This is a genomic window from Neobacillus terrisolis, assembly GCF_051233475.1.
GTDB lineage: Bacteria > Bacillota > Bacilli > Bacillales > Cytobacillaceae > Bacillus_BU.
The window spans coordinates 13665-36161 of sequence record NZ_JBKFGH010000016.1; the positions used below are offsets into that span (position 1 = coordinate 13665).

Annotated in this window: 22 protein-coding genes and 1 riboswitch; of the genes, 13 read left to right on the plus strand and 9 right to left on the minus strand. The window is 38.7% G+C overall.

The features are described from left to right. Nucleotide 1 precedes the first annotated feature (1 nt). Together ACI48O_RS10965 and ACI48O_RS10970 are read right to left on the minus strand one after the other, a co-directional pair. The gene (locus ACI48O_RS10965) at nucleotides 2–859 is read right to left on the minus strand and encodes an SDR family oxidoreductase (protein WP_435561847.1); all 858 of its coding nucleotides are present in this window, start codon (nucleotides 857–859) and stop codon (nucleotides 2–4) included. Between the two features lie 432 nt (nucleotides 860–1291). Further along, nucleotides 1292–1486 (minus strand): small, acid-soluble spore protein, alpha/beta type, encoded by a 195-nt coding sequence (locus ACI48O_RS10970; protein ID WP_435561848.1) that lies wholly within the window; start codon nucleotides 1484–1486, stop codon nucleotides 1292–1294. A gap of 277 nt (nucleotides 1487–1763) precedes the next feature. Here ACI48O_RS10970 and bioB point away from each other — a divergent pair, with 277 nt between their 5' ends. Next, the gene (gene bioB, locus ACI48O_RS10975) at nucleotides 1764–2759 is read left to right on the plus strand and encodes a biotin synthase BioB (RefSeq protein WP_435561849.1); all 996 of its coding nucleotides are present in this window, start codon (nucleotides 1764–1766) and stop codon (nucleotides 2757–2759) included. Nucleotides 2760–2819: 60 nt separating this feature from the next. On the opposite strand, the gene ACI48O_RS10980 is transcribed toward bioB, so the two are convergent. Next, on the minus strand, nucleotides 2820–3209 hold the full coding sequence (locus ACI48O_RS10980) for a hypothetical protein (protein ID WP_435561850.1): 390 nt from the start codon (nucleotides 3207–3209) through the stop codon (nucleotides 2820–2822). A 185-nt stretch (nucleotides 3210–3394) separates the two neighbouring features. Between ACI48O_RS10980 and ACI48O_RS10985 the strand changes: the two genes are divergently transcribed. Genes ACI48O_RS10985 through ACI48O_RS10995 form a run of 3 tightly spaced genes read left to right on the plus strand, consistent with a single transcriptional unit; the run spans nucleotide 3395 to nucleotide 7632 of the window. Then, nucleotides 3395–4543 carry an iron-containing alcohol dehydrogenase gene (locus tag ACI48O_RS10985; protein ID WP_435561851.1) on the plus strand — a complete coding sequence of 383 codons (1149 nt, stop codon included), beginning with the start codon at nucleotides 3395–3397 and terminating at the stop codon, nucleotides 4541–4543. 12 nt (nucleotides 4544–4555) lie between these two features. Next, complete coding sequence (locus tag ACI48O_RS10990) at nucleotides 4556–6193, plus strand: sensor histidine kinase (RefSeq protein WP_435561852.1); 1638 nt, start codon at nucleotides 4556–4558, stop codon at nucleotides 6191–6193. Next, nucleotides 6190–7632: a sigma-54-dependent transcriptional regulator gene (locus ACI48O_RS10995; RefSeq protein WP_435561853.1), complete on the plus strand. Its 1443-nt coding sequence runs from the start codon at nucleotides 6190–6192 to the stop codon at nucleotides 7630–7632. Before ACI48O_RS10990 ends, ACI48O_RS10995 begins: the two co-directional genes overlap by 4 nt. Nucleotides 7633–7703: 71 nt before the next feature. Here the strand turns inward: ACI48O_RS10995 and adhP are convergent, their stop codons facing one another. Next, nucleotides 7704–8717, minus strand: coding sequence for an alcohol dehydrogenase AdhP (gene adhP, locus ACI48O_RS11000; protein WP_435561993.1), 1014 nt, complete (start codon nucleotides 8715–8717; stop codon nucleotides 7704–7706). 345 nt (nucleotides 8718–9062) lie between these two features. Further along, a riboswitch (PreQ1 riboswitch) is annotated at nucleotides 9063–9105 on the plus strand. A gap of 42 nt (nucleotides 9106–9147) precedes the next feature. Here adhP and queC point away from each other — a divergent pair. From queC to ACI48O_RS11030, 6 genes are all read left to right on the plus strand, one after another. After that, nucleotides 9148–9816 carry a 7-cyano-7-deazaguanine synthase QueC gene (queC, locus tag ACI48O_RS11005; RefSeq protein WP_435561854.1) on the plus strand — a complete coding sequence of 223 codons (669 nt, stop codon included), beginning with the start codon at nucleotides 9148–9150 and terminating at the stop codon, nucleotides 9814–9816. Nucleotides 9817–9819: 3 nt separating this feature from the next. Beyond that, a complete protein-coding gene (gene queD / locus ACI48O_RS11010) occupies nucleotides 9820–10302 on the plus strand; it encodes a 6-carboxytetrahydropterin synthase QueD (protein WP_435561855.1) in 483 nt (160 codons plus the stop codon). Further along, a complete protein-coding gene (gene queE, locus ACI48O_RS11015; protein WP_435561856.1) occupies nucleotides 10295–11023 on the plus strand; it encodes a 7-carboxy-7-deazaguanine synthase QueE in 729 nt (242 codons plus the stop codon). Before queD ends, queE begins: the two co-directional genes overlap by 8 nt. 96 nt (nucleotides 11024–11119) lie before the next feature. Beyond that, entirely contained in the window at nucleotides 11120–11686 is a 567-nt protein-coding gene (folE, locus tag ACI48O_RS11020) for a GTP cyclohydrolase I FolE (RefSeq protein ID WP_435561857.1), read from the plus strand. Nucleotides 11687–11817: 131 nt separating this feature from the next. Continuing rightward, nucleotides 11818–12606 (plus strand): divergent polysaccharide deacetylase family protein, encoded by a 789-nt coding sequence (locus ACI48O_RS11025; RefSeq protein ID WP_435561858.1) that lies wholly within the window; start codon nucleotides 11818–11820, stop codon nucleotides 12604–12606. 113 nt (nucleotides 12607–12719) lie between these two features. After that, nucleotides 12720–13529: a Cof-type HAD-IIB family hydrolase gene (locus tag ACI48O_RS11030; RefSeq protein ID WP_435561859.1), complete on the plus strand. Its 810-nt coding sequence runs from the start codon at nucleotides 12720–12722 to the stop codon at nucleotides 13527–13529. A 547-nt stretch (nucleotides 13530–14076) separates the two neighbouring features. Here ACI48O_RS11030 and ACI48O_RS11035 read toward each other — a convergent pair. Continuing rightward, nucleotides 14077–15213 carry a CAP domain-containing protein gene (locus ACI48O_RS11035; protein WP_435561860.1) on the minus strand — a complete coding sequence of 379 codons (1137 nt, stop codon included), beginning with the start codon at nucleotides 15211–15213 and terminating at the stop codon, nucleotides 14077–14079. Nucleotides 15214–15542: 329 nt separating this feature from the next. Between ACI48O_RS11035 and purT the strand changes: the two genes are divergently transcribed. Both purT and ACI48O_RS11045 read left to right on the plus strand, forming a co-directional pair. After that, the gene (gene purT / locus ACI48O_RS11040; RefSeq protein ID WP_435561861.1) at nucleotides 15543–16721 is read left to right on the plus strand and encodes a formate-dependent phosphoribosylglycinamide formyltransferase; all 1179 of its coding nucleotides are present in this window, start codon (nucleotides 15543–15545) and stop codon (nucleotides 16719–16721) included. 103 nt (nucleotides 16722–16824) lie between these two features. Next, the gene (locus ACI48O_RS11045; protein WP_435561862.1) at nucleotides 16825–17634 is read left to right on the plus strand and encodes a YitT family protein; all 810 of its coding nucleotides are present in this window, start codon (nucleotides 16825–16827) and stop codon (nucleotides 17632–17634) included. A gap of 65 nt (nucleotides 17635–17699) precedes the next feature. Here ACI48O_RS11045 and ACI48O_RS11050 read toward each other — a convergent pair whose 3' ends face one another. The 3 genes from ACI48O_RS11050 to ACI48O_RS11060 all read right to left on the minus strand — a co-directional run bounded on the left by ACI48O_RS11050 (nucleotide 17700) and on the right by ACI48O_RS11060 (nucleotide 20418). Beyond that, nucleotides 17700–18617: a polysaccharide deacetylase family protein gene (locus ACI48O_RS11050; protein WP_435561863.1), complete on the minus strand. Its 918-nt coding sequence runs from the start codon at nucleotides 18615–18617 to the stop codon at nucleotides 17700–17702. A 148-nt stretch (nucleotides 18618–18765) separates the two neighbouring features. Further along, entirely contained in the window at nucleotides 18766–19293 is a 528-nt protein-coding gene (locus ACI48O_RS11055) for a MerR family transcriptional regulator (protein WP_435561864.1), read from the minus strand. A gap of 30 nt (nucleotides 19294–19323) precedes the next feature. Next, nucleotides 19324–20418: a MerR family transcriptional regulator gene (locus ACI48O_RS11060; protein WP_435561865.1), complete on the minus strand. Its 1095-nt coding sequence runs from the start codon at nucleotides 20416–20418 to the stop codon at nucleotides 19324–19326. 287 nt (nucleotides 20419–20705) lie between these two features. On the opposite strand from ACI48O_RS11060, the gene ACI48O_RS11065 reads away from it, so the two are divergent. Further along, nucleotides 20706–21128, plus strand: a complete 423-nt coding sequence (locus tag ACI48O_RS11065) for a ferritin-like domain-containing protein (protein WP_435561994.1) — start codon at nucleotides 20706–20708, stop codon at nucleotides 21126–21128. Nucleotides 21129–21226: 98 nt separating this feature from the next. Here ACI48O_RS11065 and ACI48O_RS11070 read toward each other — a convergent pair whose 3' ends face one another. Then, a complete protein-coding gene (locus ACI48O_RS11070) occupies nucleotides 21227–22327 on the minus strand; it encodes an AbrB family transcriptional regulator (protein WP_435561866.1) in 1101 nt (366 codons plus the stop codon). Between the last annotated feature and the right edge of the window lie 170 nt (nucleotides 22328–22497).

Here is a 22497-nt window from a genome sequence, read left to right on the forward strand (position 1 = left end):
ATTATTCTTTTGGACCCGAAACTGTTTTCGAAATTTTATTTAATATAATCGATTCAAGCATCTTCCACGGAAGAATGGATTTCAAAAATAGGTTCATTTTTACCCCTTTGCCGATTGGATATCTAAGCTTAGGGCGGTTCGATTGTAAGGCAATTTGTGCAACCAACCGAGCAACCTCCTGAGGGTCACCATGTTTTGTTTTTCCTGCTTTAATTTCTTCCACAATTCCGTTTAAATAGGAGCGATAGGGGGAATCTGCTTTCATTTCGATCGCATCGACACTCGCCCAAATATTCGTTTGATAGGAACCCGGTTCCACAAGGACGACATCGATTCCGTAGGGACGTAATTCGAGCCTTAGACTTTCGCTGTAACCCTCAAGTGCATGCTTTGAGGCTGTGTAAGGGGATAAGCCAGGAAACCCAAATCTGCCGCTAATACTGCTCATATTAATAATTCGACCATGACCTTGTGCACGCATGATCGGGAGGATTGCCTGTGTAACGGCAATAACACCAAAAAAGTTTGTTTCAAATTGGCTTCGGTATTCTTCAATCGGGATTTCCTCGCTAAATCCTCCAAGCGCGAATCCGGCATTATTTAATAGCATATCAACATTTCGATAGTGAGACAGTGCCTTTTTCAATTGATGGATTGAATCACGTGAAGTAACATCGAGTGGATGTAGTGTGATGAGGTTAAAAACATCATTTTTCTTTGCCAGGTTTATAAGAGTTTCAGCGCTTTCTACATTTCGCATTGTGGCGATTACATGAAAGCCTGCCTTTGCAAGCTCGATCGTACAAAACATTCCGAAACCTCTGGATGCTCCGGTAACAATTGCTGTTTTCCTGCTCATTTATTTCTCCTTCACATGCTCTTTTTCTATATTCTAAACTGGAAGCTTGGGTATTCGCAACGAAATAACATGCAGAAAAGGGGGTGAAGAGAAGGATAAAATGTAAAGCGGTCTAACATTCATTTGACCGCTTTTATTGTTCAATCGAGGTAAAGAAACTGAAGCATAATGTGTAATATCTATTTTTTCTTCAAATTTTTTTGGAGATCCTTTTTTGTTATTTCGCTTCTAATATTCGTTTCGCTATCGAATTCAGTGTTATGTTTTATGTTGTTAGGATATTTACTTCTTCGTTCACGGTTATCATTTTTATTGGTCACTTGATAAAACCTCCTTTCACGAACTATATTTTGTTCATCGTTTATTTTTTATTCTCATGAAGCTTTTCAATGAAAGAGACCCAAAAAAGGGTCTCTTCGATAAGAATCAACGTTATTGCCCTTGTTGATTTCTTAATGATTGTTCTGCGTAGGCGATCAAACGTTTTGTCATCTCGCCACCGACAGAACCGTTAGCTCGTGCGGTCGTATCAGCACCAAGTTGAACTCCAAACTCGTTGGCAATTTCCTCTTTCATCTGCTCAAGAGCATTTTCCGATCCTGGAACCAAAAGTTTGTTTCTTGCCATGATACATCACTCCCGACGAATAGGATTGAGCTATTTTAAGACATAGCTCTTTTTTAATTTGGTTTGAATGAACTAGGAACATGAAAGGTAAATAGTTACAAAAAACAAATTATCGGATAAAAATTTCGCCTTTATGAAAATTCACAATTGTAATACTTGTTATTTTATGGTACTTTTTCTTTATGTTAACTAAAATAGAGTTAAGGTTAACGAAACTCGAAAATTTAGTGCAAAAGGTTAACATCTTACTTTTTAGAGAAGAAAAGGGGAAACAAACATGGAAGTTTTATCAAAGAAAGACTGGAGAAAATTAGCGGAAGACATTATTGGTGGTTACCAAATAAGTGAGGAAGAGGCACTGGCAATTGTTCAGGCAGGGGATGATGAAGTGCTAGAAATATTGAACGCTGCGTTTATCATTCGGAAGCACTATTTTGGTAAAAAAGTAAAATTAAACATGATCATTAATACAAAATCAGGACTTTGTGCGGAGGATTGTGGTTATTGCTCGCAGTCCATTGTTTCGGATGCACCAATTGAAAAATACGGTTGGTTAACGAAGGAAGAAATTATTGATGGTGCGCAGGAGTCGATTCGCCGAAAAGCAGGTACATACTGTATTGTTGCCTCTGGTCGCCGTCCAACCGATAAGGAAATTGATCACGTCGTTGAAGCGGTTGAAGAAATCCGCAAAACGACCGATCTTAAAATATGCTGCTGTTTAGGTTTCCTTAATGAGGAACATGCGAAAAAGCTATCAGAAGCCGGTGTCCATCGCTACAATCATAACCTTAATACAAGTAAGGGAAATTACGAAAATGTTTGCTCTACTCATACATATGAGGATCGTGTTGATACAGTAGAAACCGCAAAAGGAGCCGGGATGTCACCTTGTTCCGGTGCTATTTTTGGAATGGGTGAATCTGATGTGGAAGCGGTACAGGTTGCCATGACATTACGTCAATTAGATACCGATTCTATTCCGTGTAACTTTTTAAATGCGATTGATGGGACGCCTTTAGAAGGTCAGAAGCATTTGAATCCGCGTAGATGCTTAAAGCTCCTTTCGATGATGAGATTTGTAAATCCTGCAAAGGAAATTCGTATGGCCGGGGGACGGGAGGTCAATCTTCGTTCAATGCAAGTCATGGGTCTCTATGCAGCAAATTCCATTTTTGTTGGAGATTATTTAACCACTGCGGGTCAGGAGCCTACAGCTGACTGGGGCATGATTGAAGATTTAGGCTTTGAAATTGAGGAATGTGCTCTTTAATTTATATTCTAGCCTAAATGAAAAACCGCCAGGCCCTATAGCATTGGCGGTTTTTCCCCATTAATAATAATAAGGGTATGGGAAGATAAACGGATAGACGAAAATGTTATATGGGAAGCGGCGCCGTCGGAACCGTCGGAATCTTCTTCTTCCGTAACCACCACCATATCCTCCATATCCACCATACCCACCATCGAAGCCGCCATATGGATCCAAGCCAAACTGGCGAGAATCATCTCCATCTTCTACCATTTCAGGTACAAGCATGGTGACATTTTGATCATCCATATCTTCTACGATCCCTTCGACTTGCGACCCGTCTGCCATTTGTCCAACTACATAATAATTCATATAGCGTTGACATGCTGATTTTACGTCTCTAAAATCTTGATCTGCTGAAAGTTGTTGGTCCGGATTATGGACCGGGTACATTCCGAATTGATGATACATATTAAATCCCTCCTCTATGGAAACAGATTATTCTTATAGGCTTATGTTTGTTCTGACCTTCTTTTTTTCTTCTTCTAATAGATTGAAAATAAATAATATTTTGAAAAAAATTGAAAATTAGACAGGAATATTCCTTATTAATCGAGTAATTAAAACGTAATAAATAATTAATATAGGTGAAAATCATGCATATAAGTAAATTTGTCGCACCCGAAATCATCTTTGGAAAACATTCTATTCAACAAGCGGGAGAAGCCTGTCTTCGCTTGGGGGCAAAAAAAGTATTGATTGTTAGTGATTACGGTGTAGCTAAAGCAGGGTGGCTAGAAAAGGTAATTTCTATTTGTCAGGAATCCCATCTTCCAGTGGCCACGTTTATAGAGGTTACTGAAAACCCAAAGGATCATGACGTCGTATCGGGGTGTCGGGTTTATATCGAGAATGAATGTGATGCCATTATCGGCTTAGGTGGTGGAAGTGCGTTAGACACCGCGAAAGCGATTGCGATTCTAGCTGTTAACGGAGGGGAAATTAGTGATTATGAAGGCGTTGATAAAATTGAAAAACCTCTCCCGCCATTAATAATGATTGCAACAACTGCAGGATCGGGTTCTGAGGTATCACAATTTTCCGTTATTGTTGATTCAGAACGGCAAAAGAAAATGACGATTATTTCAAAATCGCTCGTACCTGATATAGCCATCGTTGACCCGATTACTTTAGTGACAAAGGATTCCTTTTTAACGGCGACCACAGGCATGGATGTACTTTCCCATTCAGTAGAGGCCTTTGTCAGTATGGCAGCCACACCGCTGACAGATGTTCAGGCAAAGAATGCTCTATCGCTTGTGTGTAAATATTTGCGTCCATCTGTTGCTTCAAAGGCAAACGAGGAAGCGAAAGAAGGGATGGCAATGGCAAGTCTTCAAGCGGGATTAGCTTTTTCCAATGCTATATTAGGGGCTGTTCATGCCATATCACATGCAATCGGAGGGAAGTTGCTTATATCTCATGGAGAGATTAATGCAGTTTTGCTTCCCTATATTATGGATTTTAATTTTATCGCTGTCCCAGACCGATATATGAAGATAGCTGAATACATGGGGATTGATACGAGGGGATTGAACGAAAGACAAGCAGGAAATGAAGCGATTCAATTTGTTCGGGATTTAGCATCCGATATTGGGGTTCCACTTGGATTAAGTGAGCTGGGCTTCACTGAGGATATGATTGATACAATGAGTACCCTCGCTTTACAGGATGCTTGCATGATTACCAATCCAAGGGATATTTCACTAGATCAAATGAAAAAGTTATTGAGAAGTACATTGTAATGAGGTGGACAAATGGTTGAGGGAAAACAAGAAATGATTGCTCTCTTAACAGGGGTTAAATCCTCGAAAAGGAATTATTATACCGAGTTAAAAAGCACAGTGGAGCAACTACGTAAAAAAAATATGCAATTAGAAATCATAAATGACGTGATGAAAAGTATTAAAGTGGATATGTCGCTGAATGATGTATTAAAGAATGTTATTGATAAATTAACCGTTTTCATGAAATGTGATCGGATCTGTTTATTGGTGTTGAAAAACGAAGAGCTAGTTTTATCTAATGTGTATCCTGAGAAAAGTCACTGTTCTAAAGTTTATTCAACTGTTTTTGTTGAAAATTCTCTTTACTGGTCATCCTTAAAAAACAAAGAAACAATCCACCTGCAATTTGAGCAAACAGATGATGAGTTTTTCGAAAAACAATTTTTACTTGAAGCTAAAATAAATAGTATTCTTGTCCTTCCTATTTTTATAAAAAATAAAGGAATTGGAATTTTAAGTATCGGACGTAAGGATGGAGCCTGCTGGAGTGACGAGGATGTTTCCTTTTTAGAGAATCTTGCAGACCATCTGGCGGTTAGTATTGAAAATACCCAGCTTTATACCGAGGTGGTTCGCAGCAAACAACATTGGGAAGACACGTTTAAGGCTGTTGATGATATGATCGTTATTTTTGATAAAAATTTGCACATACTCCAATCTAATGATGCTGCGAAAAACGTTTTTAACTGTGAACCTGAAGAGGTGGATGAAAGGCTTAAAACCCTTCTTCAAACTACGCTGCAATCTTTAAAGCCGGAATATAGTGATCTGTATTTCGATAATCAGTCTATTTTTGAAGCCTATACTTACCCGATTCAAAACAACCAAAACCAAGTATATGGAGTCATTTTGTATGCAAAGGATGTTACGGGGAAACGGAAATTGGAAGCGCAATTGCTTCATTCAGGAAAGCTCGCAGCGATTGGGGAAATGGCGGCTGGTATTGCCCATGAACTAAATAGTCCATTAACAGCCATTCTAGGGAATTCTCAAATACTATTAAGAAATAGTCAAGAGGAAGATCCCGCTTACTCATTATTAACGGATATAAAAAACTGTGGTGATCGCAGTAAAAAAATAATTAAAAGCCTGTTAACGTTTTCCCGCCAGGATGAATATCTATTTGAGTTATTTTCTTTAAATGAAGCGGTTAACCAAGTACTGCATCTATTAAAATATCAATTGCAAAAAAGCGAGGTCGATGTGAATTTAGAACTATCCGATCGATTACCAAAATTACTTGGAAGCCAACAGCAAATTGAACAAATTATCGTAAATCTCATTTTAAATGCCCGTGATGCACTTGAAATTTCAGACCATATCAACAAGGAAATCGTTATTAAAACGTTGCTTGTTGGAAATAAAATTGTGTTAACGGTTCAGGATAATGGAATTGGGATCCACGAAAATATGTTATCCGATATTTTTTTACCATTTTATACAACGAAGGAAATGGAAAAGGGGACTGGACTGGGACTTTCCGTAAGCTTCGGGATTGCGAAAGCTCACGGTGGTACCATCGAAGTAAAGAGTAAGCTAAATCAGGGAAGTACTTTTACGCTTAAACTTCCGTTACAGCCCCCAAGGGTAATTGAGGTGAGCTCATGATCCATTTGCTCATAGTAGATGATGAAAAAGAAGTTGGAAATTTCTTATCCCATTTGTTTAGTGCAAAAGGTTATAAGGTTACCGTGGCAAATAGCGGTGAGGAATTTTTACGGCTTAATCTAACAAAACAAATTTTTCAAGCTGCGCTAATCGATCTAAAGCTTCCTGACACAGACGGTTTGTCGTTACTAGCAATTCTAAAAAAGCAGCAGCCAGGGTGTAAAGCGGTGGCGATGACAGGATACAGTACCATTCACACCGCTGTAGAAGCAATGAAGCTAGGCGCTTCTGATTATATTGAAAAACCTTTTGATGATATTGATGTGCTAGAGAAACAGATCGAGCACCTTATAGGGAACACCACCAATACATCAGACCAAAATATTCATGAGATCGCTGAAAGAATGGGATTCATTATCGGAAAAAACGACCATATGAATCGTCTCATTCAAACAGCTTATAAAGTGGCAGGCAAAAATATTAATGTATTAATAGAAGGTGAGACAGGAACTGGAAAAGAAGTATTGGCACGATTTATTCACGAAGCGAGTCTCCGTTGTGAAGAACCGTTTGTAGGCGTGAATTGTGGAGCCATTTCAGAAACCTTATTAGAAAGCGAATTGTTTGGTCATGAAAAAGGAGCCTTTACGGGAGCAATTCAACAGAGAAAAGGATTATTTGAGATTGCCAGTAAAGGTACTCTGTTTTTAGATGAAATTGCTGAAGCATCCCATTCAATCCAGGTTAAACTGCTCCGAATCCTTGAAACCCGGGAATATATGCGGGTTGGAAGCGAAAAGATGATTCAAACGAATACACGTCTTGTCGCAGCTTCTAACGAAAACCTGTTTGAGGCAGTTGAAAAAAAGAAATTTCGCGAGGATTTGCTCTATCGCTTAAATGTCGTCCATCTAAAAATCCCCCCTTTAAGAGAACGAAAGGAGGATATCCCGCTATTGGTCGATCACGTCATTCAACGCCAGGGGGGAGAACCAATTACCTTCACAGAAGAGGCGCTGGAGGCCCTTCAGGCTTATTCATGGCCTGGAAATATTCGTGAGCTTGCTAATTTCGTGATGAGAGTGATGACGTTATCAGATTGTAGAAATGGATGGATAACGGCTTCGGACCTTCCATTATTTAATCAAGGTAATCCTGCGGTTACGGTCACTTTACCTGAAAAGAAGGATCATACTGATCTAGAAAGGTATATTAAAGAATGGTCGAACAACCTATTAACCGTTTTTGAGCAAAAAGAAGAAATCAACTTGGAAAATATTCTTGGTCAAATGAAAGATCTCGAATCTCAAGTTGGGAAAGCATTCATTTATAAAACGTTAAAGGATACACTTGGAAATCGAAAGGAAGCCGCTAAGAGATTACAAATCACGATGCGTAAGCTTCGCTACTTATTGAATGAGAAGAAAATTGAAGCTTAAATTTCTGTATCAACAAAGGTCAACGGGGAGATTCCCGTTGACCTTTGTTATGTCTTTGTTCAATTGTGGGTTTATTCTAATGTTAACACGACACGCCCGTTAATGTTTCCTTTTTCCATTCTCTCAAATACTTCATTTATTTGATCGATAGACTGTACCTCGATATTGGTGCGAACTTTACCTTGTGCGGCGAACTCAATGGCTTCTTGCAAATCTTTTCTTGTTCCAACAATCGATCCCTTTACGGTAACTCCATTTAATACCGTGTCAAAGATTGGGATTGGCAAATCAGCATTTGGAAGTCCAACCACTACTAATGTACCGCCTCTTTTTACAGAACCGTACGCCTGTTCAAACGCTTTCTTCGTTACGGCAACACTGACCGCAGCTTGTACACCGCCAACCTGGTTTTGGATTTCTTCAATCGGATTTGTCCGTAATCCATTTACTGTTAGATCCGCTCCCAACTGTTTGGCTAACTGAAGTTTATCATCTTGAATGTCTACCGCCACGACATTAAATCCCATCGCTTTTGCATATTGCAAGGCCACATGTCCAAGACCGCCAATTCCATAAATGGCAACCCAGTCACCAGGCTTAGCATCAGAAACTTTTAACGCTTTATAGGTAGTCACACCAGCACAAAAAATAGGGGAGACTTCGTGCAAATCTAAGCCGTCTGGAATTTTCACCACATAGTTAGCTGGTGCTTTACAATATTCTGCGTATCCGCCATCGACTGAATACCCCGCGTTTAATTGGTGAGGACAAAGCGTTTCGCGTCCCGTTAAGCAGTATTCACATTCACCACAAGCCGAATAAAGCCAAGGAATCCCAACGCGGTCGCCCACTTTAATGGATGTAACACCTTCTGCTACTTCCTCAACGATTCCAACACCTTCGTGCCCAGGAATCAGTGGTAATTTAGGTTTTACAGGCCAGTCTCCATGTGCAGCATGAAGGTCAGTGTGGCAAACACCACACGCTTTAATTTTTACTAAAACTTCACCATAATTTAGTTCAGGTACAGGCACTTCTTTGATTTCAAGCTTTTGTTTAAACTCGTTAATGACTGCCGCTTTCATTAGTTTAGTGCCCCGATTGTTTTCCTGTACTAAAACGTTTCTGATTTGATTTTCATTGTTCCCCATAAAATCCATCTCCTTTGTAAACGTATTCATTTAACTAATATGCAAAAAGCGTGCCAACTTTTAAAGCGCTTACAACCACCTGGAAATACGGTAATAACAGGAGGATAAGCCGTAAACTCGGCACGTTTTGCCAAATGAACGGCAAAAACATACCGAATTCATGTCACGCCTTATTTTGATAAAGATTTAAATTAATCTCTAATTTTTTTAACCATTGCATAAGGTTTATGGTATAATGAATTGGTTTTCAAGTTATGTTAAAATACTAATGATAAATTTTATAAAGAGGTTCTAGCTACCCTCTCAAAAAAACTAAGGAAAACAGGACTGCTTTCTTAGTAGTGCTGTTTTTTTGTGGGAAGGAATGTGTCAGATGAAAAACGAAAAAGCGGTTGTTGTTTTCAGTGGTGGCCAGGATAGCACAACATGTTTATTTTGGGCTAAAAAACAGTTTAAAGAAATAGAAGCCGTAACATTTAATTACAACCAAAGACACAAATCGGAAATTGAATGTGCGAAAAATATAGCTAATGAATTAGGGATCAAGCATCATATTTTGGATATGTCACTATTAAATCAATTAGCACCAAACGCTTTGACTCGAGACGATATAGATGTGAAGGACGGGGTCGATGGCGGGCTTCCATCCACCTTTGTTCCAGGACGCAACTTATTGTTTATGTCCTTTGCAGGTGTACTTGCGCGTCAAATTGGAGCAAGACATATTGTAACAGGTGTCTGTGAGACAGACTTTAGTGGCTATCCTGACTGCCGCGATGTGTTTATTAAATCGCTCAATGTTACATTAAACCTTTCAATGGATTATCAATTTGTTATTCATACACCTTTGATGTGGTTAAATAAAGCGGAAACATGGGAACTGGCCGATGATTTAGGGGCGTTCGAATTTGTCCGCGAAAAGACATTAACTTGCTACAACGGCATTGTTGCCGATGGATGCGGTGAGTGCCCGGCTTGCAAGCTTCGTCAAAAGGGACATGACGACTACTTGATGGTAAGAAAGGAGCGCTAATGCATGTATGGTTTTCGAATTGTTGATAAGCTCCAGAAAATAGATGAAGATATCCGTCGTGATCAACTAAAATATCATTCTAAACGCGTCATGATCAGCAAGGAATTTACTTTTGACGCTGCTCATCATCTTCATGAGTATGATGGAAAATGTATGAACCTTCACGGTCATACGTATAAGGTCATTTTTGGGATTAGCGGATTCCCTGATAAACGCGGGCTAATGATGGATTTTGCAGATTTGAAGGAAATTTGGAAGCAGGAAATCGAGATCTTCCTCGATCACCGATATTTAAATGAAACATTGCCACCAATGAACACAACAGCAGAAAATATGGTCGTTTGGATTTATAAAAAAATGAAAGAAGCATTGCAACGAGAAGATAGACAGAAGCAGTACCTTGGTGCTCGTGTGGAATTTGTTCGTCTATATGAAACTCCGACAAGCTATGCAGAAGCTAGACGGGAGTGGATGGAGATTGACTAAAATTCCAGTAATGGAAATTTTCGGACCAACCATTCAAGGTGAAGGAATGGTAATCGGACAAAAAACAATGTTCGTCAGAACGGCGGGCTGTGATTACTCCTGCTCGTGGTGTGATTCAGCGTTTACATGGGATGGATCAGGTAAGGATTTAATAAAACAAATGGAAGCAGAAGAAATCTGGTCGGAGCTTACAGCACTTGGTGGAGATGGTTTTTCCTTTGTGACGATTTCCGGCGGGAATCCAGCTTTATTAAAAAATTTAAGCGAATTAATCGACTTATTAAAAAAGAAAAACATTAAAATTGGTTTGGAAACACAAGGCAGTAAGTGGCAGGACTGGTTTTATGAAATTGATGAACTGACCATTTCTCCGAAGCCGCCTAGCTCCAAAATGAAAACAGATTTTCAGGCGCTTGATTCAATTATTGGAAATTTAAGAAGTGCTGATGCATCGCATCACACAAGCTTGAAGGTCGTTGTGTTTGACGATCAAGATTATCAATTTGCAAAAGAGGTTTATCTTCGTTATCCAAACATTCCATTTTTCCTGCAAGTAGGGAATGATGATATTAATACAACTGAAAATGCGCAGCTTATAGCTTTGCTTTTACAAAAATATGAATGGCTGATTAACAAAGTGATGGAAGATAACGAATTTAAGGATGTCAAAGTCCTGCCTCAGTTGCACACCTATATTTGGGGTAATAAACGAGGCGTGTAGGATAGGTTTAATGGTTGAAATCAACCTGATAATGTTGAGCAGAGGCAGAGACGAAAGGCCTCTCATTTAAAATAGTTAACCGTAGGGGGAAGCAATATGTCAAAGGTAAATCGTGCCCAAATTGAAGAGGGGATACGTTTAATTTTAGAAGCAGTTGGAGAGGACCCGAACAGGGAAGGACTACTTGACACTCCAAAGCGGGTTGCGAAAATGTACGAAGAGGTTTTTGCTGGATTAACGATTGATCCAAAGGAGTATTTTGAGACGATTTTTAGTGAAAATCATGAAGAACTTGTACTTGTAAAGGATATTCCGTTTTATTCTATGTGTGAACATCACCTTGTTCCGTTTTACGGAGTGGCTCATGTTGCGTATATTCCAAGAAATGGCCGTGTCGCCGGGTTAAGCAAGCTGGCTCGTGCCGTTGAGGCAGTATCGCGCCGTCCGCAATTACAGGAAAGAATTACTGCGACCGTGGCTGATACAATTTTGGAAACCCTTGAACCGCATGGCGTAATGGTTGTCGTGGAAGCAGAGCATATGTGTATGACGATGCGTGGTGTCAATAAGCCCGGTGCGAAAACCGTTACTTCTGCCGTTCGTGGTGTCTTTGCTGAGGATGCAACAAAACGCTCAGAAGTATTAGCATTTATTAAAAATTAATTTACGGCATAAGACCACTTCCAGTTTGGAGGTGGTTTTATTTTTTTCGGGGATTTATATATTTTAATCATTCGAATCTCTCGTTGATTATTTGGATATATTAACTCCAAATAGTATTTGGGAGGATAAATATGAGAAAAATCTTCCGGTTTCTAATTTCACTTATGCTAATAGGATTTGTTTTTTCTCCAAGCCATGGAGAAGCAAAGGAATTAAAAGCAGCGATTATCATCGATGATTTTGGTGGTGGTATTGGTGGTGTCAGAGAATTTCTTGAAGGAGATATTAAAATTACCGCCGCGGTCATGCCTTTTACCAATAATTCGAAGAAGCATGCGAAGTGGGCTCATAAAAATGGATTCGAAGTGATGGTTCATCTCCCTATGCAACCGAAAAAAGGTAAACGTTCATGGCTTGGTCCAAAGCCAATTACAGTTGATCTAACAAAAAATGAAGTAAAGCAACGTGTTAAAGCCGCAATTAAAAGTGTTCCGCACGCTAGAGGAATAAATAACCATATGGGTTCATTGGCCATTGAGAATGAGGAAATTGTTCGAGCGATTGTTGAAGTAGCGAAAGAAAAAAAACTCTACATTGTTGACAGTGGAACAAGTCCAAATTCAAAAATACCTAAGATTGCAACAGAATTAGGCGTTCCTTTTTTAAAAAGAGATATTTTCTTAGATGATATTTCTTCTCCTTCATACGTGGCAAAACAAATGAGGAAATTGGCCGAAATTACCGAAGAAAATGGCAAAGGTATCGCGATTGGTCATGTTGGGGTAACAGGTAAGGTTTGTTCGATTGGTATTGTACATTCGGTAAAGCAGGAACGGTATAAGAAAATAAAAATTGTTCCCGTATCGGAACTAATTTGGGATGACATGAGTGACAAATATTTTAAATTTCAAAATTTATAAACTGAACTGGGAAGCGCTACTTTTATGGTGAAGTAGTGCTTTTTCCTTTTGACGTAAAGTTGGAGATGAAATAGAATGGGTATTATGTTTTTATAATAATATTAATGAGGTGTATGAGCAGCGTGAAATGTGTATCACTTGATCTGGACGGAACGTTATTAAATTCAAATTCGGAAATAACGGCAGCAAGTAAGGAAACGATCCTCAGCCTTCAAGAAAATGGGATCGAGGTTATTATTAATACTGGAAGGGCGTATCAGGATGTCATTAAAGTACCAGGCATACAAGACCTGAATTGCCCGATTGTTTGTGTAAATGGCTCGATTTTGTTTTCAAAGACAGGGGAATTGCTCTTTGAGGCTACATTGGATCCTTCTATCTATGGACCAATCTTTACTATATTAAAAGAATTAAATGTTGGGATTCTTGTCTACACGAATCAGGGTGGCTTTCCATCTACCTTGCCACCTTTGCATCATAAAACTAAGGAAGAACTCAATTTATTATTTAGAGATTTTGATTACGATGAGTTGTTTGAAAAACAAGACCTAAAAGTCTATAAGCTGATTGCATTAGTTCACCCTTCAGATCTAGACAAAATAGAGGTAGTGAAAAATGCTCTAGCTCATGTTCAAAACATCTCCATGGCATCTTCTTTCCCTAATAACGTTGAAATCACGTCAAGTGAAGCGCATAAGGGGAAGGCATTATTACGTTATGCTGATTTAACAAATATCCATTTCGATGAAATTTATGCCTTCGGTGATGGTGGTAATGATTTATCACAATTTGAAGTGGCAACTGTGGCCATTGCAATGGACAACGCCCCACAATCGATTAAAGATGCAGCGACATACGTTACAAAGAGCAATGATGAAGACGGGGTTACGGATGCTATAAAGAATTATTTAAAGTTAATATAGGTGGTGGCGGTCGGAGAGAATCCAAACAGTTATTTGCTGGGAAACGTAAAAGTGGCCAGTAAGGGAGTTCTTACTGGCCAAAACCAAGCAGGGAAAACGCAAAAGTGGCCAATAGAAGGTTCCCACTGGCCAAAAGTAAGCAGGAAAAACGCAAAAGTGGCCAATAGAAGGTTCCCACTGGGCAAAACCAAGGTAACAAACTCAAAAAGTGGCCAATAGAAGGCTCCTACTGGCCAAAACCAAGGTAACAAACTCAAAAAGTGGCCAATAGAAGGCTCCCACTGGCCAAAACCAAGCTAACAAACCCAAAAAGTGGCCAATAGAAGGTTCCTACTGGCCAAAACCAAGCTAACAAACCCAAAAAGTTGCCAGTAGAAGGTTCCTACTGGCCAAAACCAAGCTAACAAACCCAAAAAGTGGCCAGTAGAAGGTTCCCGCTGGCCAAAACTAAGCAAAAAAACCAAAAAAGTGGCCAGTAAAAGGCTCTAACTGTCTAACCATACTTCTTGTAAAAAATCCACAGACGCTAATACCATTTCTATAACTATTAATCCGCATAAAAATTTTCCGTGTAATACGGCTGTGACTTCGCATTAAACGCTACACCGACCCCAAGAAATTCAAATTCTGACTTTAAAATGTTTTCCCTGTGTCCTAGTGAGTTCATTAAACCTTCATGCGCAAAAATACTGCTGAACTGACCATAGGCCAAGTTTTCTCCAGCATACGTGAATACGACGTGATCCTCCTGCATTCGATCAAATGGAGATTCTCCGTCAAGGTTTGTGTGGTCAAAATAATTATTTTCAGCCATGTCTGCACTATGTTTACGGGCTGTACCTCTTACATGGCCATTCCAGGTAAGGATGGAAAGTCCATGATTAACCCTTGTTGCATTCGTTAAGTCAAATAATTGGTATTCAAATCCCTCGATTAAGGGCGGACTAGGATCTACATAAAAATCCTGTTTTTTATTTTCAAGCGTTTTATTGATGATTTGCACTGCCGTAACGGTGTTGTTTTGATGTTTATCATAGAAGATGGTAATATAGCTGTCACCCATTAAATAAACGTCGTAATCTTGATCTTTTTTTAGTTGAATATATACAGTCTCTTTTTCTATTTTTGTTAGTGGTTCGCCGAGTTGCTGTCTTACAAAGGACTTTAAGCTTCCACGGGTGATGCCTTTAACGGATGAAATTAAATCTTGATTCGTATACAATCCAACTACTTTATTATTTTGATCATAAGCTGCCATGAAAAAGTTTTGATAGTTTTCGTGATAGGTGTACCAATTTAGTCCATATTCATTATACGAAGCTCGTTTTTCAACCCCAGCGAAGGCTTCAACCTTTTGCTTATTATCACCCATTTCAATATTATTGATTGAGAACAATTGCGATGCCGGCGGGTTCAGTTCTGGCTTCTCAATCTGTTTAGGCGGTTTGGGTGATTCCTTTGGAACGGATTCAATCGACGAATCGAGCGAGACCAGAAATTGGTGAATTTCTTCGAAAAATCCATCAATAGCTGATGAATATTTAGATTTCTCGTCCCCGTACAATTCAGAGTTTATTTTTTCAATAATTGGTCCAAATTCGGTTTTGCCAATCTGATTAATAAAAATAGGCCAGGACATATATATAAAGAATAAGAATAGTATTGTTAGAAAAAATCGCCTCAAATGAAAACCTCCATTCAAATAAAATTGTAGCCAATATATTTAATTTGTAAAAGTGGAATGCTCAAGTACGTTCAATCTTTTGTAAACGCACTTTAAATGGTTGAATTCAAAAAGTCACCGAATCCGAATCGGACAAGCGGCTTTTCCCAGTTTATAAAGAAAGGTTTTTGCATAAAAATGATGATTTTGTAATTAGAAATCATTTTGAAAACCGAATTATTGTTATAATATGAATGATAATATTCGGTTTTAGTAGAGATTTCATTCTTTAAACATGCTAAAATGTAAGGTGGAATCAACAAATAACAGACATTGAGGGAGGATTTAATATGGTAGGTGCACCATTTGGGAATTATGCAAAAAAAATGATGTTGCTTGGTTCGGGGGAATTAGGCAAAGAGGTCGTAATTGAAGCGCAACGCTTGGGAGTTGAAACAATTGCGGTTGATCGGTACGAAAATGCTCCTGCAATGCAAGTAGCACATCGCTCTTATAGTATTGACATGCTTGATGGAAGCGAGCTTCGCCGTGTGATTGAGCAAGAAAAACCGGATTTAATTGTTCCAGAAATTGAAGCTATTGCAACAGAAACGTTAATTGAGCTTGAAAAAGAGGGATTTAGGGTAGTGCCAACAGCCAATGCTGCCAATTTAACGATGGACCGAGAAGGAATTCGTCGTCTTGCTAGTGAAACACTTGGCTTACCTACGGCAAAATATGCTTTCGCGAACACTCTTGAAGAATTACAAGCAGCTGTTGAGGAGATTGGTACTCCTTGTGTCATTAAACCGGTGATGAGTTCTTCTGGTAAGGGGCAAACCGTGTGCCGCTCTATAGATGATGTAGAAAACTCCTGGAATGCAGCAATGGAAGGCGGAAGAGGCAAGAAAACAAGAGTCATCGTCGAGGAGTTTATTCATTTCGACTCGGAAATTACTTTACTAACTGTAAGGTCAGTTTCTGGTACAACGTTTTGTGCACCTATTGGACATATTCAGAAAGATGGGGATTACATTGAGTCTTGGCAGCCCCACCCAATGTCTGAAAAGCAAATTGCTGAGGCTCAAGAGGTCGCTAAAAAAATTACCGATGCCCTTGGCGGATATGGCTTATTTGGAGTGGAACTGTTCTTAGCTCCAGACCGTGTTTACTTTAGTGAAGTTTCTCCTCGTCCACATGATACAGGGATGGTTACATTAGTTACACAAGATCTTTCTGAATTTGCTCTTCACGTTCGAGCTATATTAGGATACCCGATTCCGCAAATCCAGCTGTTAAGCCCTGGTGCCAGCAGAACCGTGAAAGCGTGGCAAGAAAGCAAAGAATATCAAATTAAGGGGATCGAAGAAAGTTTCGCTGTCCCTAATACCCAGGTTCGTGTCTTTGGAAAACCGGAAACAAAGATGGGGCGCCGGATGGCTGTTGCGCTAAACTCAGCAGAGACAGTTGAGGAGGCACGCAAACGAGCAGAAGAAGCGGTATCCAAAATAACGGTCGAGTACAATTAATAGTGAATAAACCCGCAAGAGGTATTTTCAGAAATTACTATTAAATCCAATATTCCAACTTTCTACCCTATAATGAAGGAAGTAATTCTTAAGGGGTGAAGGTATGAATAGAATGATCGTTATTGTGATCGGATCGATTATTGTCGGTGCAGCATTTAATTTATTTTTAATCCCACATCAAATTTTAAGTGGCGGACTTAGTGGGATTGCGATATTATTAGGGATCATTACTCCCCTTAATACAGGGCTTTTGAATTTTTTGCTAAACCTTCCGTTATTAATCATCGGCTTTTATAAGTTAGGAAGACAATTCATTATATATACCATATTATCGGTAATCGTTTTATCGATTAGCTTATATTTTATTCCGGTTACCCCTTTATCCTCAGAACCAATTTTATCTTCCCTTTTTGGGGGAGTGATTTCTGGAATTGGGATCGGCTTAGTGTTTCGGGCTTCTGGCTCAACTGGTGGATTCGACATCATCGCGATGCTCATTGCCAAAAAGCGGGATTTCCCACTAGGGACGCTATTTTCTGCGCTAAACGGTATTGTTGTGATTATTTCCGGGTTTGTCTTTAATTGGGATGCCGCCTTAAATACATTGTTGGGCATTTACGCTTCCGGTAAAGTAATTGATGCGATTCACACGAAACATATCAAGCTAACGTTAATGATTGTGACAAAAAAAGGGGAGGAGCTAAAAGAAAAGCTTCTGGCTAATTTGTATCGCGGCATAACCATGATGGATGGTGAAGGTGCGTATACGGGAGAGAAACGGAAAATCTTGATGACCGTAATTACACGCTATCAACTTTCAGAAGTTAAGGCCATCATTAATGAAGTAGATCCTAATTCCTTTGTTAATATTACCGAAACGACAGAAGTAATGGGTTTTTTTCATCGGAATTAAAGAAAAACACATTTAGTTTATGTAGGGTATGATCCAGAATTATGGACCATACCCTTTTGTTTAAATTAAAATTGGATCGGCGCCATTGTTGGATCAATCGCAGCCAAGAAATAATGCTGACTGGTTAAATAATTTAATAAGACAGGCAATTGGGCAGCAGTTTCATCATTTTCGTGTAAAAGTATAACGAGTGGATCATTCGAGTTCTTAAGAGCTTCAATTTGTGAGATAGTGGTCTCGACGAAACGATAATCACGGTAATACCAGTCTTTGCTATCAATATTCCAATCCCACAAAATATAACCATATTCCTTCACAACTTGCATATATTCATCGGTCATGTACGGTGAGCTGCCATAAGGAGTTCGAATCAAGTAAGAGTCTACACCGGTAATCTCTTTAATCGTATTTCGAGTTTGCTCCAATTCCGATAAGACCGCATCTTTAGATTGATAGAATGCATGGCGTTGATGTGATACACCATGTGATGCTACAGTATGACCGCTAGCAACCAATTGTTTAACAACATCAGGATAGGACCTAATATTCCCATCAATCATAAAAAATGTTGCTTTTGCTTGATATTGCTCTAGTATAGTGAGGATTTGCGTTGTTATATTCTTTGGGCCATCATCAAAAGTTAAATAAACGGGTCTTCTTTCGGTTTGAGCCGCTTCAGGACCAGAATTAATGACAGAAGGTGTGATGTTTGATGAGGTCGTGCGCATCAAATTTTGAACTGTTGGATGGGCAGATGCAATATGGGCATTAAGTTGACCCTGATCTAATAAGGAAATACCTGTTTTCTTTTCAGGGTGATTCGCTGACACGAACTTTCTATCTTCTTTACTGTCATTATGTATTCGACCCATTAGTTTAACATCGTTAGAAATAGCTAAAAAGCTAATCAAAAAAATAACAAAATAGGAAAACAGACAAGCGCTTATAATTTTGGTAATCTTTCTTTTTTTATCCTTCATCATTTCATGTCCCTCTCAGCTGGGAATATTCGTTCAAGTTAAACTGACCACCTTACAAGTTTATTCAAAATTTTGGAAAAATTCCAGGAATATTCCAAAAAAATTCACAAAAAAAGACATAACATAAAAAAACCAGCGAGATCCGCTGGTTTTAAAATCCAAATAAACTGCTGAGAATGTTCTTTTTTTTAATATTCTTTAATTTTTTGTGCTGCCCAAAATCATCGGATAGATCCGTTTCAGTATTGTTTTTCAGCTCAAGTAGTTCACCTTCTAAGCTCTCAATTTGAGCGGACAAAGTTTTGACTTGGTTTGTTAAATCCTCAATTTCACGACGATGCTGCAGGAGTTGGTATGAGGCAACGGAATCAGCTTTTTCATTCAATCTTCTTTCGAGCGTTTCAATTTTTGCAGCCAATTCATCGATATGCGGCTCTTTTTCATTGACGAATTTAACCGTTCCTTTTCGGATTACCTTTTCTTGTAATGGGGCGATTTCATGGAGAAGAATCCCTGCGTTAATCTGGTTTTGGACTGATTTTAAATGGTCGATTGTCTCATTGTTAAACAGATAGTGACCGCGTTCATTGCGTTCCATTGGCAAATCTAATTGCTTCACCCAACGTTTTATTGTGCTTGTTGAAACACCCAATAACTTTGCAACTTCACTTGTGTTCAAAATGAGATCCTCCTTTTAGGTTTTCGTTTTTTACTTCCAAAACATCCACCATTTTTTATTATCTTTTGGGTCTTTTGAGGCAGCGGTATTTCGGAAACTCGAGACTAAATCCTGAAACATGGCTTCTCTAGAGCGGATTTCTTGGTTAAAATGGAGCCTCTCCTGATGTAAGGTTTGAATGTATAGTTCTCTATCTTTATTTATTGAGTCTACTAAGTTACTTAACTCATGATGGGTAATATCTGCAGCCATGGAAATGGATCTAGATAATGAATCAATTTTTTCCGTAGTGTTGATTGAAACATTTTCAATTTCTTCTGAAAGAGTCTTAATGGAAGCGGTCGTATTTCCTGAAGTTGCGGCAATTCTTTGTGAAATGGCATTGAGGCTTTCTAATGTGTTCTCTGAATTAGCAGCAACTCGATTTGATAGGTTCTCAATCGTTCCACTCGTGTGTTCTGAGGTTGCTGTAATTATGTGTGATAAAGTAACGATGTTTTCAGTTGTGTTTTCAGATGATTCGTTAATCATGTTAGACAGTTCTTGAAGGTCAGATTTTGTGTTTTCACTTAATTTATATAACGAGCTGGAGAGGGTCTTTACAGTTTGGAGCTGGCCTTTTGAGATCTCCTTTTTCACTTCATCGATTACTTCCTTTCGGATCCCATTCCGAATTTCAGATTTAACCTCATCCAGTAAGTTTTGCTTATAAATGTCCATAACCTTGAAGAAATCCTCAATATTAGGCTCATTTGTTTGAGCATGTAGATCGTTTGAAGGGGAAACGGTAACGATGGACGTTTCAAATTCCTCTCGATTAAGCTTTTTCACTTCCGTTGTTTCCATTGTCCCGTTTTCTTCCTCTAATGAATCGGCTTTTCCTTCAGCTTGACTTAAAAAGGTTTCCTTTATTTTTTCGATACTAGTGTTCGCATCCCGTAATTCTTTTATTTTTTTGATGAAGGTTATTTCTAATTCGGTAAAATATCTAGCTCCTTGTTTCGTTCTTGGAACAATAAGGAGTCCAGCTAAGTCTTTTTCAAAACGTTTTATTGTCCCGACTGGAATATTTAATAGTTTAGAAACTTCTTGGATGGTATATGTTTTCAATTTTGGACTATTCATGTATATGCCAACCCTTTCTATATGTTTAATAGTCAATTTACTATAATGGTCTATTAAAAATACTCTTTTGATAGTATTCATCATGTCCTACCTGTTTTTCCTGCCTCTTGACAAAAGCTATCAAAACAAGACGGAATTCAGCAGAAGATGGGAAAAAAATCAGCAAAGTGAGAAACATGTCGCCGTTCAAAATGGAATTAAACTGAAAGGAAGGCAACATTATGTACATTTTTCCATAAAATATCTGTGACCAAAAAAAAGGGGAGTAGATTATGGATTATTCGTATATGTATGGATTGAATGAACGTCAAACTGGAAAGCTTGTACAGGATATTGCTAAGGCGATAAATGGGGAATACTCGGCGGTTTTATGTTATGAGCGGATTGCACGAATGTCTCGAGATGAAACAGTACGACAACAAATTTTGGAAATACGCCAAGATGAAGTTCGTCATTATCAGGAGTTTTTACAAATATATCAAAGATTGACGGGTCAAAACCCGCATATTCAGCCAACGGAGGAATGTCCTAATACGTATCGCGAGGGGTTAGAGTTTGCGCTTATCGATGAGCAAAAAACGGTAGACTTCTATTTGGAAATTGCAAGAGAAACAACTGATCCGGTTATTAAAGAAGTATTTAAAAACGCAGCCGCTGATGAACAGAATCATGCTGTTTGGTTTTTGTACTACTTATCTATGAATAAATAGGGAGCGGAACCCGTTAGATGATTGGGAATGGGAGAGCTTTACGCAAGAATGGGGGCACCCAATATCGGTTCCCCCTTGATTTTTGATATGATTGAAAATTAGCCAGTTCTCCTGTCAAGACGCTTAGTAAAAAGTGAACGCAGGAGCGGTGGAACAGCAAAGTAAATAAATAAGAGGCGGAACATCTGAAATCCAGCGACAAAGGACAAGTTTGCTTTTACCTCATGAGCGATGATTCCCATTTGATCCATACCTCCAGGCGCTAAGCTAAGAAAACTCGTCGCAGGAGATACCGAATAAAAGTGCTGCAGAATGATACTTAACATAAGTGAACTACTAACTAAAATGATTCCACTAAGTAAGGATAACCAAAGTAAATTTTTGTTTTCTGCTAATCTATCTGGTTTCATAATTAATCCGATATGAACGCTAATCATAAGCTGGGATAGGTCAATAATAACAGATGGAAGCTCAGAACCGTGCAAGCCTGAAAGGTTTAATATGATTGTCCCAATGATTGGCCCAAGTAAAAAGGGAGTTGGCGAGTTTAGTTTTTTTCCTAAAAACGCGAATAGAAGGGCTATAGCAATATACAAGATCACTTCTGGAAAGGCTTTAGAAAAAAACTCCCAATCATGCTCTTGAATTGCTCCAGCAGTGTTGGAGTGCGATCCACCAAATACTGGACTAAATACGAGTAAAGGAATAACAAAAATAATAACTAATAATCTAATTACCTGTAAAAAGGTAACGATTGAAACATCGATCCCTTTTGTTTCCTCAGCAAAATAAACCATTTGGGTTAAACCACCAGGGATGCTACCTGTCAAAACAGTTGGATAATCCAACCGAGATAGCTTTGAAACGATATATGCCAATAAGGCACAAATCAATAGCGTTATAAACGTAAACAAAAACATAATGGGAAGCTGAAACACCATTTTCATTAAAGCATCTTTCGTAAATGAGAGCCCAATTGAATAACCGAAAATAAGTAAACCAGTGTCGCGGATTTTAACCGGCCAAAAAAATGCGATTCTTGTTAACTTGGAGCCGATTAAAATAGCTGCCATTGGCCCGAGCAACCATGGAACTGGTATATGAAGGGCTGAAAAGATCCTGCCTCCGATAATAGCTGTAAGAAGAGTAAGAATGAATCGTAAATATTTTGATTGTGTATTCATTGTAAAAGTACCCATATTTCCTCCTAATCATCCTAGTATTCAGTCTAGCATAAGAAGGAACCTACTGGTATTAATCGACCAAAATTGGCAGATGGACAGATGAACATTTATAGGGCACAATGAAAGGAAAAGACTGGTTAAAATACTCTAACTATCGTTATCAGGGTATATATGAAAGTTTTAAG